Genomic DNA, 16,554 nt, shown 5'->3' on the forward strand with positions numbered 1-16,554 from the left:
TCCTTCACATGACCGCCGCAGCGGGCTCAGCCGACGGTGGAGCCGAACACCTCGTCGCGCACGGCGTCCAGGGCGGTGCGCAGCGCGCCGTGCAGGATCGGCTCCTCGGTCAGCCCGGTCGGCACCACCCGAGGTTGGACCAGGGTGATCGCCGCCACCTCCTGCTGCACCCGGTCGGCGAGCGCGGCACCGCCGGCCTGACCCACCTCGCCGGCGAGCACCACGAGCGGCGGGTCGAGCACCACGCAGGTGCTGGCCACGCCGAGCGCGAGCCGGCGGGCCAACTCGTCGAGCATCGGGCCACCGTCGACGCCGGCCGCGACGGCCGCGCGGACCGCCTCGGCGGCGTCGGTGTCCGGGTAACCGTGCTCGCCGGCCACCGCCCGCACCGAGTCCGCGCCGATCAGCTGCTGGAAGGCCGGCTTGGCGCGACGGGAGACATCACGCGGGATGGGCGCGCCGGGCACCGGCAGGTAGCCGATCTCGCCAGCCGCGCCACTGCTGCCGTGGTGCAGCCGCCCACCCAGCATGATCGCCAGGCCGACGCCGGCACCCACCCACACGAGCACGAAGTCCGCCAGCCCCTGCGCGGCGCCGGACTGCGCCTCGGCCACCGCGGCCAGGTTGACGTCGTTCTCGAAGACGACCGGGGTGTGCAGGTCCTCGCGCAACGCGGCGAGCAGGCCACTGTGCCAGCGCGGCAGGTTGAAGGCGAACGTGATGTCGCCGGTGCCCGGGTCGACCAGACCCGGCGTGCCGAGCACGATCCGCCGTACGCTGCTCAGCTGCGCCTGGGCGCTGCTCGCGGCCTGCACCACGGCGTTGTGCACCACGCCCACCGGATCGTCGGTGTCCCGGGTCGACTGCTCCACCCGACCGATGACCGCACCGGTGATGTCGGCACAGGCCGCCACCACCCGGTCCGGCCCGACGTCGACACCCACCACGTGCGCGCTGCTCGGGCGAACCGCGTAGAGCTGGGCGTTCGGCCCCCGCCCGCCGGCCTGCTCGCCGACCCGCGTGACGAGGCCGCGCTCCTCCAGCCGCTCGACCAACTGCGAGGCGGTGACCTTGGACAGCCCGGTCAGCTCGCCGAGCCGGGCCCTGGTCAGCGGGCCGCGTTCGAGAAGCAGTTCCAGTGCGGCACGGTCGTTGAGCGCCCGCAACAGGCGGGGGGTGCCGGGTAGCCGGGTCGCACTCATGACACGTCCTCTAGTTTTAGTAAACTTTGCTAACTGTAAACCGACCTGCGAACGGGTAGCCGTAGCGTAACGGCCACCCGACGGTGGGACGCTCGGCCGACTCGGCAGGGCCAAGACCACCACCGGTACGAGGTTTCGTACCCGCTGGGCACCGAAGGGGGAGATCACGTGGGGCTGGATCCAGGACTGCGCCGGCTGGCGCTGGGCACGTTGCTGGCCGCGTACCCGGGGCCGGTCCCGCCGGACTGGGCGGTCGACCTGTTGGCCGACGGGCTGGCCGGGCACACCCTGTTCGGCACCAACGTGCACGACCCCGCACAGGTGGCGGCGAGCACCGCCGCGCTGCGCGCCGGCCGGCCGGACGTGCTGATCGCCATCGACGAGGAGGGTGGCGACGTGACCCGGCTGGCACACGCCACCGGCAGCCCGTACCCGGGCAACGCCGCCCTCGGCGCGATCGGCGACGTGGCGCTCACCCGACGGGTCTACCAGTCGATCGGTGCCGAACTGTCCGCGCTCGGCATCACCGTCAACCTCGCCCCGACGGTGGACGTCAACACCGCCGACGACAACCCGGTGATCGGCACCCGGTCCTTCGGCGCGGATCCGGTGCGGGTCGCCGCCCACTCGGCGGCCGCCGTGACCGGACTGCAGGCGGCCGGTGTGGCCGCCTGCGCCAAACACTTCCCCGGGCACGGTGCCACCGTCACCGACTCCCACCACGAGTTGCCCACCGTGGACGCCCCACTGACCCTCCTGCGCCAGCGGGACCTGCCGCCGTTCGCGGCGGTCGTCGCCGCCGGGGCACGGGCCGTGATGACCGCGCACATCCGGGTTCCGGCGCTGACCGGAAGCGACCCGGCCACCTTCAGCCGAGCCGTCCTGGTCGACCTGCTCCGCGCCGAGTACGGCTTCACCGGCGCCGTCATCACCGACGCCCTGGAGATGAAGGGCGCCGCGGTGGCCGCCGGCGGGGTGGGTCCGGCCGCCGTCCGGGCCCTGGCCGCCGGCGCCGATCTGCTCTGCATCGGGGCCAAGGTCGACGCCGAGCTGGTCGAGCTGGTCGCCGCCGAGATCGTCGATGCGCTCGCCGACGGCCGGTTGGCGACCGCGCGGGTCGAGGACGCGGCCGGTCGCGCCGCCGAGCTCGCCGCCTGGACCCGGGCCGCAGTCCGGTCGCCGATCACCGACAACACCGATCTCGGGTACGCGGCCGCGCGCCGCGCCGTCCGGGTGGACGGCGTGCTCACCGGCCTGGACCAACCACTTGTGGTGCACCTGCACACCGAGTCGACGATCGCGGAGGGGCGGGTGCCGTGGGGCCTCGGTCCACACCTCGACGGGGTGCAGGAGCTTCGGGTGATCGCCACCGAGACCGACCCGGCGAACCTGCGCGGGCTGGCCGGTGACCGACCCATCGTGCTGGTCGGGCGGCATCTGCACCGGCTACCCGGCGGCCCGGAGCTGATCACCGTCCTGGCCGCCCAGCATGCGGTGACCGTGGTGGAGATGGGCTGGCCGGCGCAGTGGCGGCCAGCCGGCGTACGCGCCTTCGTCACCACCTACGGCGCCAGCCACGCCAACGGGCGCGCCGCGGCCGAGGCACTCGGTCTGACCCGATAGCGGAGCGCCCACCCCGGGCACTGCACGCTACGTCACCGTTAGTCGAAACCCCTTTACCGGCCCAACCGCAGGTCAAGTCCACTTTTCGACACTCCGAACCGACAGCTCAAACCTTGCCCAACGCCTGTTCGATACGTAGCGTGATCGACATGTTCCGGCTCGCGCAGAGCGTGACCGGCGCACCGGAACCGGGGCCTGGGGGGAGGTTGCGGACCGTGGATCCGGCCCGGGATCCACGGTCCGCGCCCATTACCGTCCTACTGGCCGGCCCGCGCCCATTACCGGCCTGGGTGACCGGTCAGCGCGGATAGACCCCGTACGCCCGCCAGCCCCGATCCGGAAACCCGGCCGCGTCAGCGACCCGGGCGGAGGCGTGATTGTCCCGCTCGTGCAGATAGGTCGGCACCGCTCCCTCGTCGAGGACCCGCCGCGCCGCCTGCGCCACGAGTCGACGCGCGAGGCCACGCCCCTGGGCGGCCGGCACCGTGCCGACCGCCAACTCGTGCCCGTACGCGTCGTGCCGTTTGATCGCGGCACCCGCCAGATAGCTGCCGTCCGGATCACGGACCACCAGCACCGGCTGGTCGAAGAGCCGCAACCAGGGCGGCAACCCGGGAGCCGTCGGGTCGGTCCACTCCCCCGCGTCGGGAAGCGGCGCGGGAGCCACGCTCCACCGGAAGGGGCCGTCGTGCACGCACCAGTCCGGCAGCCCGACGGCCTCCGGCAGCGCGGCGAGCAGCCGGTCGGGCGTACGCCGGACCAGCGAGCGGATCGCCGCCACCCGCTCCGGAGCCACGGAGAGGACACCACTCTGCCCGGTGTCCACGGCGAGCGCGGGGCGCAGTCGACCGTCCCAGGCGGGTTGGGCCCGTCGGCGCGAGGCGACCACGTGCAGCCCCGGCCCGGCTGGCCACTGGCCGAGCCAGGTGGCCAGGTGCAGTTGGAGCCGCCGGTCGAGCATGCAGACCTCCCCGTCACCCGGCCCATCGTGGATCACCGTACGCCGGAGGGCGCGGTCGGGCGGACGAACCGTCCGGGCCGGACCGGGCCCTGGGTGTGAGGAACCAGGCAAACCAATCGACCGTCATATGTATTTCCATACCTGGACACCTTTGTTTGGGACGGTGAAGGCATGCCGACGCAGCCGAACGACCACTACCAGCAGGACACCGAGCGACTCTGGCGGGCGGCGGAGACCGTCGGCGGCATCCCGCCCCAGCCGCGCTACCGCCACCCCCGAGCGGTCGGCGGTGACGACCTGTCGTGGTCCGGACTGAACAAGTTGTCCGCCGGCAGTTCCAGTCGGCACCGCCTGAACCGCCATTGACGCACCAACCCGACACCTCTCTTGGTGTGTCGGGGGAGCATTATTTGGTGTATGTTTCGTTCCATGACTCGCATCACCGTGGACGTGAACGACGAGTGGTTGGACGCCGCCAGGGAGGTCCTTGGCACCGACACCAAGGTGGCCACCATCAATGCCGCCCTGCACGCGTTCGCCGTCCGTCGGCAGGCTCGCGAGATCGTCGCCGCGTTCGACCAGGTGGAGATGGACTTCACCGGATCCGTTGACGCCTGGCGCCACGGCGGTGGCCGCGACCTGGACTCACTCGCCGAACAGGCGCGCGACACCGAGGCAGCCTGATGGCAGGGCAGATCTACCTCGCGGACACCTCGGTCTACGTCCTACAAGGTCGCCACGCGTCGGTCCGACGACGCTTCGAGACACTCTTGGCCGAGGGGCGGCTGGCCGCCTGCCAGATGACCAGCCTCGAATATCTCAACAACGCACCCCACCCGAAGGGTTACGAGATCCTCTGGCAGGCGCTGCGCGGGCACCGCTGGATGGATGTGTCGACGGCAGCGATGGACCGCGCCCTGGCGGTTCATCGCATCCTCGCGGCTGACACTCAGCACCGCCACTTCCGGCTGCCCGATCTGATCATCGCAGCGACCGCGGAGCAGCACGGCGCAACCGTGCTGCACTACGACACCGACTACGACCGGATCAGCGCCGTCACCGGCCAGCCCACCGAGTGGGTCGCACCGAAGGGCAGCCTCTGAGGCTCCCGCGCGGGCGACACACCGGGGAGGTCCAGCGGCGGCTTTCGCACACCTGTCGGGTAATTTCTTGTGGTCCGGCATCCCGGCCAACGACAGGAGAAGCTCCGCGCATGGGCAAGAAGACGATCCACGTCTCCGACTTCACCGGCACGGTTCTGCAGCAGGACGACGAGGTGGTCCGCGTCGTGGTGCTGGAGCACCCGGACCTGGTCGCCGGGCCCGTGCAGTTGGACGCCACGCCGACCGAGGTCGAAAACATCGACGACGCCGCCCTGGACGTGGCGGTGGTCGAGATCCACGACCGGCACGGCGGCGGCGAGCCCCGCCGGGTGGTGTTGACCGCCAGCGAGTTCGACGCGATGGCCACCGACGTGCCGATGGCCCAACTGTTGAAGACGGCCGAGCGGGTCCGCCCGCCCAAGGCCCGCAAGAGCACCGAGAAAATCGACTACGGCACGCTTGAGCACGCCGGCAAACCGCACCGTGGACGGGTCACCGAGGAGGAGGCCCGACTGGTACGCGAGCAGCTCGACGAGGTCAACAAGCGCCTCGCCGACGCGGGCGTGCGCCAGATCGACCCGGCCGACCCGGAGCACGCCCTGCGCTACGGCTTCCCCGACGTCTCCTGACCAACCACGTCAGCAGGCCTTCTTCGCGCGATCGCGGAAGGCGGTCTCGGTGACCGCCTTCCGCTTCGTGCCGCCGTCGCTGACCAGAACCTGACCCGGCCCGAGCTCGGTCAGGTCCTTCATGGTGAAGTCGATGGAATCGGCGTCGTTCTGATCGCCGTGGGCGGTTACCGCGTACTCGACGTCGGGCTCGAACGCGACGAGTGACTGCTCAGCAACCCTCCAGCCCGGCGGTGGCTGCAACAGCGTCACCGCGGCCAACTCCTCGGTGCCCTCACGTTCGATCGCCCACTTTGCGAGCGGCGCGGGATCTTCGGTGAAGACGGCGATCCTGGTCGCCGTGAAGACGGCGCACTCTGCCACCACCAGAACCGGTTCGCCGTCGACGACTCGTAACGCGGTCAACGGTTTGTCTGCCGGAGTGCAGGCAGACAGTCCCGCCAGGGCGGTGAGCGTCGCCAGGACACCCACCGCCCGGACACCTGCTCGGCCCATCAATTTCCCATCACCAACACAGCGTTACTATGCATTTCGGCCACATCTTCGGGACGATGAAAATCGGAACGCCCGGGTGCCAGTATCCACCCTTGTACGGATTGGCCCCGATCTCCCACGGGTTGCCCTTGCCGTCGGTAGCCGTGATGAGGTACGAGAGTCCCGTGCCGGCAAAGTACAGGCTCAGAAATGCGGCTGGCGGGAAGTACTGCCACTGATCCGAGTGTCGCGCCTCGTGTTCGAGTAGGTCAGGGCCGTAGGTACTCGCGTCCACGCCCATTGCCCGCAGTCGTGCCCGAGCCTCGGCTTCGGCGTCGAGCTCTTCCGTGAGCTCTCTCCGCGAACCCGGGTAGAGGAGATAGTCGCCGACCGTCATGGGCCGATCGTTAGGGGTGTCCACATCGGTGCAGATGATCTGTTTGGCGGCTGTGTAGCAGCTACCTCCCCACAAGGCCACCGCCGCCAGGGCGAGGGCGTTGTTGCCCGACAACCGGTTGCCCAACCGCCTCGGGTCCTCGTCGGTAGGCTGATCCAGGCGCGGCCCGTCGGGCGGCCCACCCGGGCTCTGGGCCGCCTCCTGTTGCTGAAGGGCGACCGCAGCGGCCAACGCCGCCGAGGCCTCCGCAGCGGCCTGGTCGGCACTCCGGCCGGCGGCCAGTGCCGAGGCGCGGGCCCGGTCGGCGGCGTCGTACGCCGCGCTGGCATAGGCGCTCGCCCGTGCTGCGGCGTCAGTGGCCTGCGCAGCCGAAGCGGCGGCGTTCGCCGCGCTCTGCCTTGCCGAAGCCGCCGCGGCCTTCGCGATCTGGGCCGACTGGGCCGCCTGGATCGCCGATGCCGCTGCTGCCTGCGCGGACTGCATGGCCTGAGTGGCGTAGCCGGCAGCCTGGCTGGCCGCCTGCTGGGCTTCCTGTGCGTGGCGCGCCGCTTCCTCGGCCGCCGCCCGGGCCACCGCCGCGACCCGTGCGGCCTCGGCCGCGTCCTTACGCGCGTTGGCGGCGTAACCGGCCGCCTCGGCGACCAGGCCACGCACCCGCGCCACATGGGTGACCGCTTCCAGGTCCCGTCGCTGCGCCCGGAACTGCCCGTCGGTGAGGAAGTCCTTCAGGAACGCCCGGGAACCCTCCAGTGCCACCTGGGCGGCGGACTTCACCTCGGGGCCACCGGCGGACAAGATCTGGCCGACCTTGATCCGGTCGTCGGTCTCGGCTGCGGCGTACTGCCCGGTCATCAGGAACTCGTGCCGGTCGGCGTCCGTGCCGTTGAGTGCCGCCTGTCCCCTGGCCTGCATGGTCGGCCCACCTGCGGTGATCAACTGAGCGATCTGGATGCGGTCGTCCTGCTCCTTGCCCGTGTAGTCCCTGGTGCGCAGGAACTCCTCGACGTCGTCGTGGTCACCGGCGAGAGCCGCCTTGGCCGCGTCGAGCAGGGCGGGCTTGCCCAGCGCGCCGATGTGGCGGACCCTTGTGCGGTCGTCCTCCTCCGCCGCGACGGCCCGGCCGGTGGCCAGGAAGGTTCGCAGGTCGGACTCGGAACCCGCGAGGGCCTCGGCGGCTGCCTTCTGGGTCCACTGACCACCGGTGCGGACGAGTCGCGCGGCCGCGAGCCGGCCACTGGACAGGACCGTTGCCGAGGGTGCCCCCGGCGCGCTCGCCTCGGCCAACCACTGCTGCGTCTGCGCGTCCAGTCGGGCCTCCTCGGCCGCGTCGTCGGCAGCCTCGGCCAGCTCCGCCTGCTCGGCGAGGCGGGCCTCCTTGGCGTCCTGCACGCCGTACTCCGTCTGGGCCGCCAACCGCTCCACGTCCGCGACCCGCGCGGCTTCCTCGACCGCTGCGGCCTGGTTCGCCGCCTCGGTGGCGGTGTTGGCGGCGGCCAGCGCACCGGCCGCGTGCTGGGTCGACTTGGCCGCTGCGGTAGCGGCGTCACCCGCGTGCGCCGCCGCGTCGTCGGCCGCGGCAGCAGCCGCGGTCGCGTGCGCAGCGGCGTCCATCGCGGCCTGGTACGCCTGATTGGCTGCCTGCGCCGACTGCCGGGCGAACCGTTCGGCCTCGTTTGCCGCACGGGTCGCGGCGGCGGCGTTGCGCTGGGCGGCAGCGGCTGCCGCGCGGGCCCGCGCTGCCTCCGCCGCCGCCACGTTGGACTGCCCGCCGGCGGCGGCCGCAGCGGCTGCCGCCGCTGCCGCGTTCGCCCCGGCGTTGGCGGCCGAGACCGCTGCCCCACTGGCAGCCAGCGCCGCGTTGCCCGCCGCCTTCGAGGCGTCGGCCGCCTTACGCGCGTCCGCCGCCACCTTGCGCGCCGTCGCGGCGGCCTGGCGGGCCGCCTCGGCCTTGTTGGCATCGGTCGCCGCCGCGGCGGCCGCACCGAACGCCTTGGACGCCGCCTGGCCGGCGAGGGTCGCGGCCGAGGCGGCCCGGGCTGCGGCGTTCGAGGCGAGGCGGGCGGCGTTGTTCGCTGCCTTCGCCGCGCTGACCGCGGTCCGTGCCGCGTCCGCCGCGCGTGCCGCCGCGTCCGCAGCCCGGGCCGCAGCCCGGGAGGCCCGCTCGGCGGAGTTCTGCGCGGCCTGGGTCTCGGCCTTGGCGCGCTCGGCGGCCTCCTTGGCCAGCCGGGACGCTTCCACCGCCTGGGCCGAGGCAATCTTGGCAGCCTCGGTCTCCTCGGCCGCCAGCTCACCCGCCTCCTTGGCCCGGCTCACCAGCAGGGACAGCGTGCTGACCTCCTGGTCGCGTGCCCGCGCCACGTGCTGGCCGGAGATCAGGAATTCGCGCAGGTCCTGACCTGTGCCCCCGTCGAGGGCCTGCTGGGCGGACTCCCGCACGACCGGACCACCAGCGGAGATGATCTGCGCGATGCGAATCCGGTCGTCGAGTGTCCGGGCCTGGTCCAGGCCGAGGTAGAAGAAATTGAGGATGTCCTGGTGGGTTCCGTTCAGCGCGGCCTGACCGGCGGCCTTGACCTGCGGTCCACCAGCGGAGATGACCTGACCCAGCTTGATGCGCAGATCGGTGTTCAACGGCTGCTCGTAGCCACCGTCGAGGAAGGCCCGGACGTCCTCGGGGGAGCCGGCCAGAGCGACATCGGCCGCCGCGCGCAGGGTGCTACCGCCCGCAGCCTGATACTGCGCTACCTGCACCCGGTCGTCGTGCGCGCGAGCAGCGGCCAAACCGGTGTCCAGGAAGGCCCGCAGGTCGGCGTCCGAACCGGTCAACGCCAACTCGGCGGCGCGGACGACCTCCGGGCCACCGGTCAGCAGGAGGTCGACGCACTGCTGCCGGTCGGCAGGGGTCGGTGGGTCGGCATGTGCTGGCGCGGCGAACATTCCGCCGGCCACGGTCAACACGACGGCAGCTCCCATGGCACGCCGAGCCAACCGTCTGAATGAATTCCTCAATTCGCTCCCCCGTTCAACGAATGCCCATACGTCGATGCGCGACGCGCGATGACCCGAGGCTAGGTGAGAGCGATCCAGCACGAGGACCCCGAAGGCATTTACAACTTTCCGGACTTTGGGCCCGGATCGATGCTTTCGGTGAGCCGTTTCGCGCCGACGCAAGCCGTACGAGGGGGTGGAGAAACCGCGCCGCCCCGGAGCGGCATCACCACTCGCGGGGCGGCTCGAAACGGTTCCGGGAGCCTAACCGGCGTCGCCACCCTTCGAGGCGGCGCTGACCACGGCGGCGAGGGCGGTGGCGAGGTCGGCCTCCACCGCCGCCTTCTCCAGGCCGAGGCTGGTGAGCACGCCGGCGCCATCCTCCTGCTCCAGCAGGGCCAGCAGGATGTGCTCGGTGCCGATGTAGTTGTGCCCGAGGCGCAGCGCCTCCCGGAAGGTCAACTCCAACGCCTTCTTGGCGCGCGCGTCGTACGGGATGAGGTCCGGCACCTGTTCGACCCGTGGCGGAAGGGCTGCGCCGACCGCCTCTCGCACCGCCTCGGGCGTGACGCCCAGGCCAGCCATGACCCGGGCGGCCAGCGCCTCCGGCTCCGCCAGCAGACCCAGCGCCAGATGCTCCGGCCCGATCTCGGCGTTTCCGCTGGCCCGGGCCTCCTCCTGGGAGGCCATCACCACGTTGCGGGCCCGGGGGGTGAACCGGCCGAAGCCGGCGTTCGGGTCGAGCGCGGCGGCGTCGGTCGCCTTGGGCACGAAGCGCTTCTGGGCTGCCTGCTTGCTGACGCCCATGCTGCGGCCGATGTCGGTCCAGGAGGCACCCGAGCGGCGGGCCTGGTCGACGAAGTGACCGATCAGGTGGTCGGCCACCTCACCGAGGTGGTCGGCGGCGATGACCGCGTCGGTGAGCTGATCCAGAGCGTCGGTGTGCGCCGTCTTGATCGCCTGGATCAGGTCGTCGAGCTTGACCGTGTTGCTCATCCGGATAGGTTCAGTCATGCGTCAACCATAGGTTGACGCAGTCTTGTCGTCAACCCCAAGTTGACGCTGAGGCGTGCTCACTTGACGAACTCCGGCAGTCTCTGGGCGACAGCCGCCGGCGGCGGCATGCGGGCGATCTCCTCGGCGATCTCCCGGGCCGCGTCGCGTTGCTCACCGTGCCGCGCGTCCCGGGCGGCGATGGCCAGCGGGATCAGCGGGTAGGTGTGACCGACGGACGCCAGACTGGCGAACAGCACACGTAGGACGCGGACCCTACCCGCGGCACCGTCGCCGGCCGGGCTCGTCGGCCCGTATACGGTGGGGCGGCGTCGAGCACGGTCACCGGTGGAAGGGGGCGGTCATGCGTCTCCACGTGGGGTGCGCGATGTGGAGTCACCGGTCGTGGCCGGGTCACCGGCTGCCGCCCGCGGAGCGCCTGGCGCACTACGCGAGTTGGTGCGACGCCGTAGAGGGCAACACGACGTTCTACGCGACCCCGACCCGGGACACCGTGACGTCGTGGGCCGCGCAGACCGAACCCGCATTCCGGTTCGTACCCAAGCTTCCGAAGGTCGTCACGCATGAACGCCGACTCACCGACGTCGACGAACCACTGCGCGCCTTCCTGGACGCGATCGAGCCGCTCGGCCCGCGCGCTCATGCTCTCTGGATCCAGTTGCCCGGCTCGTTCGCACCCGCCGACGTGCCGGCCCTGAACCGCTTCCTGGCTCGACTCCCCCGATCGCACCGGTACGCGGTGGAGGTCCGCCATCCGGCGTTCTTCACCGACGAACGCGCGATCAGGCTGCTGGCGGCGACCCTCACCGCCGCGGCGGCCGAGTGGATCCCCTTCGACACGACCGCCTTCTTCGCGAGCCCGCCGACCAGCGACGCGGAGCGGGATGCCTGGACCAAGAAACCACGTGTGCCGCTCCGGTCGCTGGCGTTGACGGACCAGCCGATCGTCCGCTACCTCGGCCGCGACGACTCGGCGCGCACGGTCGAGGGGTGGCAGCGGTGGGTCGACCTGGTCGCCATCTGGCTACGGGAGGGGCGTTCGCCGACGATGTTCGTCCACACCCCGGACAACGCCGAAGCACCCGTGCTCGCCCGCCGGTTCCACGACGAGGTACGCGCACAGGTGCCCGCGCTGGACGCGCTGCCCGAGCCGATCCCGGTCGAGCCGCTGACGCTGTTCTGACCACCCCGGTCAGCCCTGATTGTCGAGCAGTTCGTCCAGGTGGGACGCCGTGCTGATCAGTGAGAGGTGGCTGAACGCCTGCGGGAAGTTGCCGATCTGCTCACCGGTCGGCGCGATCTCCTCGGAATAGAGGCCGAGTGGGGTGCTGTAGGTGAGCATCTTCTCGAAGGTCAGCCGGGCGTCGTCGATCCGGCCGGCCAGGGCCAGCGCCTGCACGTACCAGAAGGTGCACATGTTGAAGGTGCCCTCGGTGCCGGCGAGACCGTCCGGCGAGGCTTTCGGGTCGTAGCGGTAGACCAGGCTGTCGGAGACCAGATCGACGTCCATCGCCCGCAGCGTCGACTCCCACATCGGGTCGGTCGGCGAGATGAAGTTCAGCCCGGGCATCGCCAGGAGCGAGGCGTCCAGGATGTCGGAACGGTAGTGCTGCACGAACGCGCGTCGCTCCTGGTGGAACCCACGGGTCATCACCTGCTGGTAGATGGCGTCCCGTTCGGCGGTCCACCGGGCGATGTCGCCGGGACGCCCCCGGCGCTGGGCGATGCGGACGGCCCGGTCCAGCGCGACCCAGGACAGCACCCGCCCGTAGGTGAAATCCTGCCGCCCTGACCGGGTCTCCCAGATGCCGTCCTCGGGTTGGTCCCAGTGCTCGCAGAGCCAGTCCATCAGCCCGGCTGTCTTCCGCCACCCCTCGTACGGCGCGATCAGCCCGTGCCGGTCCGCGAGGTCCAGCGCGACGAGCGCCTCACCGTAGATGTCGAGTTGCAGTTGGTCCGCGGCGCCGTTGCCGATCCGCACCGGCGCCGAGCCGCGGTACCCCTCCAGGTGGCCCAGCACCTCCTCGTCGAGGTCGGGTGAGCCGTCGATCCGGTACATGATCTGCAAGGGCTGGCCGCTGTCGTTGGACTCACGGATGCGCGCGTCCAACCAGTGCAGGTACTTCCGGGCTTCGTCGGTGAAACCGAGTCGGAGCAGCGCGTGCACGGAGAAGGACGCGTCGCGGATCCAGGTGTAGCGGTAGTCCCAGTTCCGCTGCCCGCCGACCTGCTCCGGAAGCCCCGCGGTGGGTGCGGCGACCAGGGCGCCGGTCGGCGCGTACGTCATCAACTTGAGCGTCATCGCCGACCGCTCGACCATCTCCCGCCAGCGACCGGTGTAGCGGGAACCACTCAGCCACCGCCGCCAGTAGTCGCGGGTCTCGGCGAGCAGTTCGCACGCCTCCTCGGTGCTGAGCGCTCGGGGCGCGTGCGGGCAGGCCGTCTCCAGCACCACCCCGCCGATGTCGCCCTCGTCGAGGGTGAACGACGCGGACACGCCCTCCGCGTCGCGTCGGACGTCCCTCACCTCGAACGCCCGCTCCACGTCCTTGAAGGCGGTGAGGGTGAAGGTCAGCGTCGGGCTCCGGAAGACGTCGCCCTCGGGGTGCACCTCAAGCTGGTACGGATCGCGCCCGTAGTTGAACCGTGGGTGGCAGTCGAAGCGGAACCGCATGGTCCCGCGGACCATTCGCACCAGCCTGATCAACCGGTGCTGGTCGGTGGCGCGCTCGCCGGTGACGGGCATGAAGTCCAACAGCTCCCCCACCCCGTCGGCGCTGTGGAAGCGGGTGATCAGGACCGGCGTGCCGGGCAGGTAGAGCTGCTTGCTGGAGTAGTCGACACCCTCGGGCGAGAGCCGGAAGTGGCCACCGTTTCGGCGGTCCAGCAGGGAGCCGAAGACACTCGGTGAGTCGAAGCGAGGCGCACAGAACCAGTCGACCGTGCCGTCCTTGCTGATCAGGGCCGCTGTCTGCAGGTCACCGATCAGACCGTGTTCCTCGATCGCCGGGTAGGTCGCCTTCACGCTGTCCCCTGCCGCTCGTCGTGGCAACGACGGCGACTACCCGCAAAAGGGCCGCGACACACACGGTCCCGGGGCCGGGACGGGGCTTCGGCCCCGTCCCGGAACCTGGGTCAGCGGGCGAGGAAGGTCTTCCAGTTCCCGGCGGGGTAGGTGCGGAGCGTGCCCACACCCGTCGCCTGACCGGTGCAGTCCGAGGTCTGGTAGAAGGTGACGTCCTCGAAGCCACTCCAACCCACGTGACTGTCGGCGGTCTGGGGCAGCGGCGTGCATGCGCCGGTCGGGGCGGGGAAGTGCGCCACCACGGTGGTGAAGGTGCCACTGTAGAAGGTCAGGCCGGATTCCTGCGCCGAGGCGGGCGAGGCCAGGAGGGCGAGCCCGGCGGTCATGACCGCCGACATGGAGAGCACTGCTCCGACTCGGGCTGATCTTGCTCGCATGCGCGCACTCTCCCATGTATCGACGATGTTGAAATCATCCTTACGCCGTTTGGTTGCTGACGCAAGCATTTGGTTGAGGTGTTCAGCTAATCCGTGGACGGACCGACACGTTCGAACCCGACGGCCATTGCGGAAGGGAACCTTCCGCAATGGCCGATAGCGTCACCACCGACGACATCGACGAGAGGACGACAGATGAGCCTGCGAGGATTTGCCACACTCAACATCTGGGCGGACGACGTGGCGGCGGCAACCGCGTGGTACGCGGACTTCCTCGGCGTCGAGGCGTACTTCACGCGCCCCGGACCCGACGGACGCCCTGCGTACACCGAGTTCCGCGTCGGGGACTACCAGGCTGAACTGGGCATCATCGACCGCAGGTACGGGCCACCCGGGGCAACCGCGGCCGGGCCCGGCGGCGTGGTCATGCACTGGCACGTCGACGACCTCGACGCCACCGTCGACCGCCTGTTGGCGCTGGGAGCCACGGAGTACCAGCCGATCACCCCGCACGGCGACGGGGGGTTCGTCACCGCGTCGGTCGTCGATCCGTTCGGCAACGTGCTGGGCGTCATGCGAAACCCGCACTACCTCGACATCCTCGCCGCACTCAAGGCGACCTGAGACGCTTCCGGCGAGAGGTTCGGTCCCACCCGTCCGGATCCGCCGTCCGCCAGGCGCGGACGCGCAGCCCGTGCCCCAGCCGCTCACGTAGACGGGCCGACGCTCGACCGGTCGGCGACACCTCGGACGGGGCCGGGTCGGCGTCGGCTGCCGCCTCCTGCTTCGCGGGCATGGCCGCCGTCTACCCGCCGGCGGCGAACCTATCCGGCCAACGAGACCGTGTCGACCACTCAGTGGGCGGGGTTCGGGGTGTGCGGAAGTTTGCCGAGTTGGCGCCAGTTCGTCTCGGCGACGTCGACACCGTAGTGCTTGGCGGCGGCGAGGATGTTCTGGAAGGCCTGGTCACGCTCCTTGTCGGTGACGCCCTGCACCTGGTCGAACCGGGCGATGGCGTTTCGGACGTGGCCCGCGTCGGTCATCGGTTCCTTACGCTTGCCGGGGAACGCGAAAACGCTCTCCGGCAGCTCGCGCTTGTCCTTGTCCGACAGGCCGCCGTGCTTCTCGTGGGGCTTCCAGGTCGACGTCATCTCTCACCAGTACCCGCAAGCTGCGCGGCAGCACCTCCCGCGACGACATTTCCCCCGCCACGACAAGATCCATACCATGCGGCCCAGCCGCGTGCGGCCGAAGCCCTTCCCTGGTTCGTCCTTTGTGGAATGCGAGCATGGCCGGCATGGATATCTACGAGGACGCCCGAACGGTGCCACGCTCGGACCTGGCCGCCTGGTTGCGTCAGCTGGCAAACCAGCTGGAGTCCGATGGCCGGATCTTCTACGGCGCGGCGGGCGCCGTGTCCGTGGCGGACACCGTGCGGTGCGAGCTGGAGATCGAACGGGAGAGCGAGACGGAGCTGTCCGTCGAGATCGAGTTCTCCTGGACCGTGCCTGCGCCGACGTCGGCGCAGGCAGTGGACCAGGTCGAGGAGCCGTCGAACGAAGACGCGCAGGCCGAGGCCACGCCGGACGCGTGACCTCGCGGCGGCAACCTGTCGCACGGCGGCCATCGACGCCGGTGGCCGCCACCGCCGTCACCCCGGCCAGACAGTCGGCCCGATGCGGCGCCCGGCCGGGGTGATCTGGTCTGCATGGTGGTCCCGGACGGGTCGAGAGGAACGATGACGAGCGCAGCACCTGGTCGGACGTACCGCCTGGCCGATGCGTGCCAGGAGTTGGTGACCGCACCCTGGTTCAGTCTGGCCAGTTTCGTCGTGATCGCCCTCAACGCGTTGGCGTTGGGTCTGGAGACGTACGGCCGGACCATCGCGGTGGCCGGGGCCCCGCTGCAGACCATCGAGTACGCGTGCCTGGCGTACTTCGCGGTCGAACTGTTGGCGCGGTTCGGGGCGCACCTGCGCCGGCCCGGCGACTTCTTCCGGGATCCGTGGAACGTCTTCGACCTACTCATCGTCGTAGCGCCGCTGATGCCCGGCGTACGCGAGAACGTCACGATGCTGAGGCTGCTGCGCCTGGCCCGCATCGTCCGCGCGTTCCGCCTCTTCCCCAGCCTGCGCGTGATCCTCGTCGGGATCCGACGCAGCCTTCCCGGGCTCGGCAGCTTCCTCCTGGTCACGGTCCTCGTGCTGTACGGGTACGCGATGCTCGGCTGGATGTTGTTCGGAGTGGCGATGCCCGAGCGGTACGGCACGGTGGGGCAGGCCATGCTCACGCTGTTCCTGCTGTTGTCGTTGGACGGCATCACCGACACCCTCGAGGCCGGCCGGGAGGTCACGGGGTGGGCGGTGCTGTACTACGTCTCGTACATGATCGCCGCCTGCTACCTGCTGACGAACCTCCTGGTGGGGGTGGTCTTGAACGCCCTGGACGAGGCCCATCAGGAGGAGCGGGCCGCGGCGTCGCGCGTCGTCCGGCCGGAGACCAGCGACGGGCCCGGCGAGCCGTCCGTGCACGAGCAGTTGGCACAGCTACGCAGGATCATCACCGACCTGGAGCACCGGCTGCCGAAGGCCCCGGACACGGCACCCGAATCGCAACCGTCCTCTGTGGACCGCGTTCCCGGGTGATGATCTAATTCATCCGCTAGTTCCGCTTCCGGGTGGGATGTCCCACCTGCTGCCGTA

18 protein-coding genes are annotated in these 16,554 nt (G+C 70.7%); 9 read left to right on the forward strand and 9 right to left on the reverse strand.

The window, feature by feature from the left end:
* Positions 1 to 26: 26 nt before the first annotated feature.
* Positions 27 to 1,202 carry an ROK family transcriptional regulator gene (locus tag ABGB10_RS06170; protein ID WP_347659874.1) on the reverse strand — a complete coding sequence of 392 codons (1,176 nt, stop codon included), beginning with the start codon at positions 1,200 to 1,202 and terminating at the stop codon, positions 27 to 29.
* Between the two features lie 168 nt (positions 1,203 to 1,370).
* Between ABGB10_RS06170 and ABGB10_RS06175 the strand changes: the two genes are divergently transcribed.
* On the forward strand, positions 1,371 to 2,825 hold the full coding sequence (locus tag ABGB10_RS06175; protein ID WP_347659875.1) for a glycoside hydrolase family 3 N-terminal domain-containing protein: 1,455 nt from the start codon (positions 1,371 to 1,373) through the stop codon (positions 2,823 to 2,825).
* A gap of 298 nt (positions 2,826 to 3,123) precedes the next feature.
* Here ABGB10_RS06175 and ABGB10_RS06180 read toward each other — a convergent pair whose 3' ends face one another.
* A complete protein-coding gene (locus ABGB10_RS06180; RefSeq protein ID WP_347659876.1) occupies positions 3,124 to 3,786 on the reverse strand; it encodes a GNAT family N-acetyltransferase in 663 nt (220 codons plus the stop codon).
* Between the two features lie 171 nt (positions 3,787 to 3,957).
* Here ABGB10_RS06180 and ABGB10_RS06185 point away from each other — a divergent pair, with 171 nt between their 5' ends.
* The 4 genes from ABGB10_RS06185 (at position 3,958) to ABGB10_RS06200 (ending at position 5,518) form a co-directional block, all read left to right on the forward strand.
* Entirely contained in the window at positions 3,958 to 4,152 is a 195-nt protein-coding gene (locus ABGB10_RS06185; protein ID WP_347659877.1) for a DNA repair protein, read from the forward strand.
* Positions 4,153 to 4,215: 63 nt separating this feature from the next.
* Complete coding sequence (locus tag ABGB10_RS06190) at positions 4,216 to 4,470, forward strand: type II toxin-antitoxin system VapB family antitoxin (protein WP_347659878.1); 255 nt, start codon at positions 4,216 to 4,218, stop codon at positions 4,468 to 4,470.
* Complete coding sequence (locus ABGB10_RS06195; protein WP_347659879.1) at positions 4,470 to 4,889, forward strand: PIN domain nuclease; 420 nt, start codon at positions 4,470 to 4,472, stop codon at positions 4,887 to 4,889. The genes ABGB10_RS06190 and ABGB10_RS06195 overlap by 1 nt, the downstream gene beginning before the upstream one ends.
* Positions 4,890 to 4,999: 110 nt before the next feature.
* The gene (locus ABGB10_RS06200) at positions 5,000 to 5,518 is read left to right on the forward strand and encodes a hypothetical protein (RefSeq protein ID WP_347659880.1); all 519 of its coding nucleotides are present in this window, start codon (positions 5,000 to 5,002) and stop codon (positions 5,516 to 5,518) included.
* 9 nt (positions 5,519 to 5,527) lie between these two features.
* Here the strand turns inward: ABGB10_RS06200 and ABGB10_RS06205 are convergent, their stop codons facing one another.
* From ABGB10_RS06205 to ABGB10_RS06220, 4 genes are all read right to left on the reverse strand, one after another.
* On the reverse strand, positions 5,528 to 5,989 hold the full coding sequence (locus tag ABGB10_RS06205; protein ID WP_347659881.1) for a hypothetical protein: 462 nt from the start codon (positions 5,987 to 5,989) through the stop codon (positions 5,528 to 5,530).
* A gap of 34 nt (positions 5,990 to 6,023) precedes the next feature.
* Complete coding sequence (locus ABGB10_RS06210) at positions 6,024 to 9,347, reverse strand: ALF repeat-containing protein (protein WP_347659882.1); 3,324 nt, start codon at positions 9,345 to 9,347, stop codon at positions 6,024 to 6,026.
* A 294-nt stretch (positions 9,348 to 9,641) separates the two neighbouring features.
* Positions 9,642 to 10,391, reverse strand: coding sequence for a Clp protease N-terminal domain-containing protein (locus ABGB10_RS06215; RefSeq protein ID WP_347659883.1), 750 nt, complete (start codon positions 10,389 to 10,391; stop codon positions 9,642 to 9,644).
* A 59-nt stretch (positions 10,392 to 10,450) separates the two neighbouring features.
* Positions 10,451 to 10,630 (reverse strand): hypothetical protein, encoded by a 180-nt coding sequence (locus ABGB10_RS06220; RefSeq protein ID WP_347659884.1) that lies wholly within the window; start codon positions 10,628 to 10,630, stop codon positions 10,451 to 10,453.
* A 128-nt stretch (positions 10,631 to 10,758) separates the two neighbouring features.
* Between ABGB10_RS06220 and ABGB10_RS06225 the strand changes: the two genes are divergently transcribed.
* Positions 10,759 to 11,574 (forward strand): DUF72 domain-containing protein, encoded by an 816-nt coding sequence (locus tag ABGB10_RS06225; RefSeq protein ID WP_347660148.1) that lies wholly within the window; start codon positions 10,759 to 10,761, stop codon positions 11,572 to 11,574.
* Positions 11,575 to 11,583: 9 nt separating this feature from the next.
* Here ABGB10_RS06225 and ABGB10_RS06230 read toward each other — a convergent pair whose 3' ends face one another.
* Positions 11,584 to 13,416: a glycoside hydrolase family 15 protein gene (locus ABGB10_RS06230; protein WP_347659885.1), complete on the reverse strand. Its 1,833-nt coding sequence runs from the start codon at positions 13,414 to 13,416 to the stop codon at positions 11,584 to 11,586.
* Between the two features lie 110 nt (positions 13,417 to 13,526).
* The gene (locus tag ABGB10_RS06235) at positions 13,527 to 13,853 is read right to left on the reverse strand and encodes a hypothetical protein (RefSeq protein ID WP_347659886.1); all 327 of its coding nucleotides are present in this window, start codon (positions 13,851 to 13,853) and stop codon (positions 13,527 to 13,529) included.
* A gap of 195 nt (positions 13,854 to 14,048) precedes the next feature.
* On the opposite strand from ABGB10_RS06235, the gene ABGB10_RS06240 reads away from it, so the two are divergent.
* Entirely contained in the window at positions 14,049 to 14,477 is a 429-nt protein-coding gene (locus tag ABGB10_RS06240; RefSeq protein WP_347659887.1) for a VOC family protein, read from the forward strand.
* Between the two features lie 230 nt (positions 14,478 to 14,707).
* Here the strand turns inward: ABGB10_RS06240 and ABGB10_RS06245 are convergent, their stop codons facing one another.
* The gene (locus ABGB10_RS06245) at positions 14,708 to 15,004 is read right to left on the reverse strand and encodes a DUF6582 domain-containing protein (RefSeq protein WP_347659888.1); all 297 of its coding nucleotides are present in this window, start codon (positions 15,002 to 15,004) and stop codon (positions 14,708 to 14,710) included.
* Positions 15,005 to 15,150: 146 nt separating this feature from the next.
* On the opposite strand from ABGB10_RS06245, the gene ABGB10_RS06250 reads away from it, so the two are divergent.
* A complete protein-coding gene (locus ABGB10_RS06250; protein WP_347659889.1) occupies positions 15,151 to 15,447 on the forward strand; it encodes an amphi-Trp domain-containing protein in 297 nt (98 codons plus the stop codon).
* 144 nt (positions 15,448 to 15,591) lie between these two features.
* Positions 15,592 to 16,497, forward strand: a complete 906-nt coding sequence (locus ABGB10_RS06255; RefSeq protein WP_347659890.1) for an ion transporter — start codon at positions 15,592 to 15,594, stop codon at positions 16,495 to 16,497.
* Positions 16,498 to 16,554 lie beyond the last annotated feature (57 nt).

Source organism: Micromonospora sp. B9E7, assembly GCF_039871815.1.
In the GTDB taxonomy this organism is placed as follows: Bacteria; Actinomycetota; Actinomycetes; order Mycobacteriales; family Micromonosporaceae; genus Micromonospora.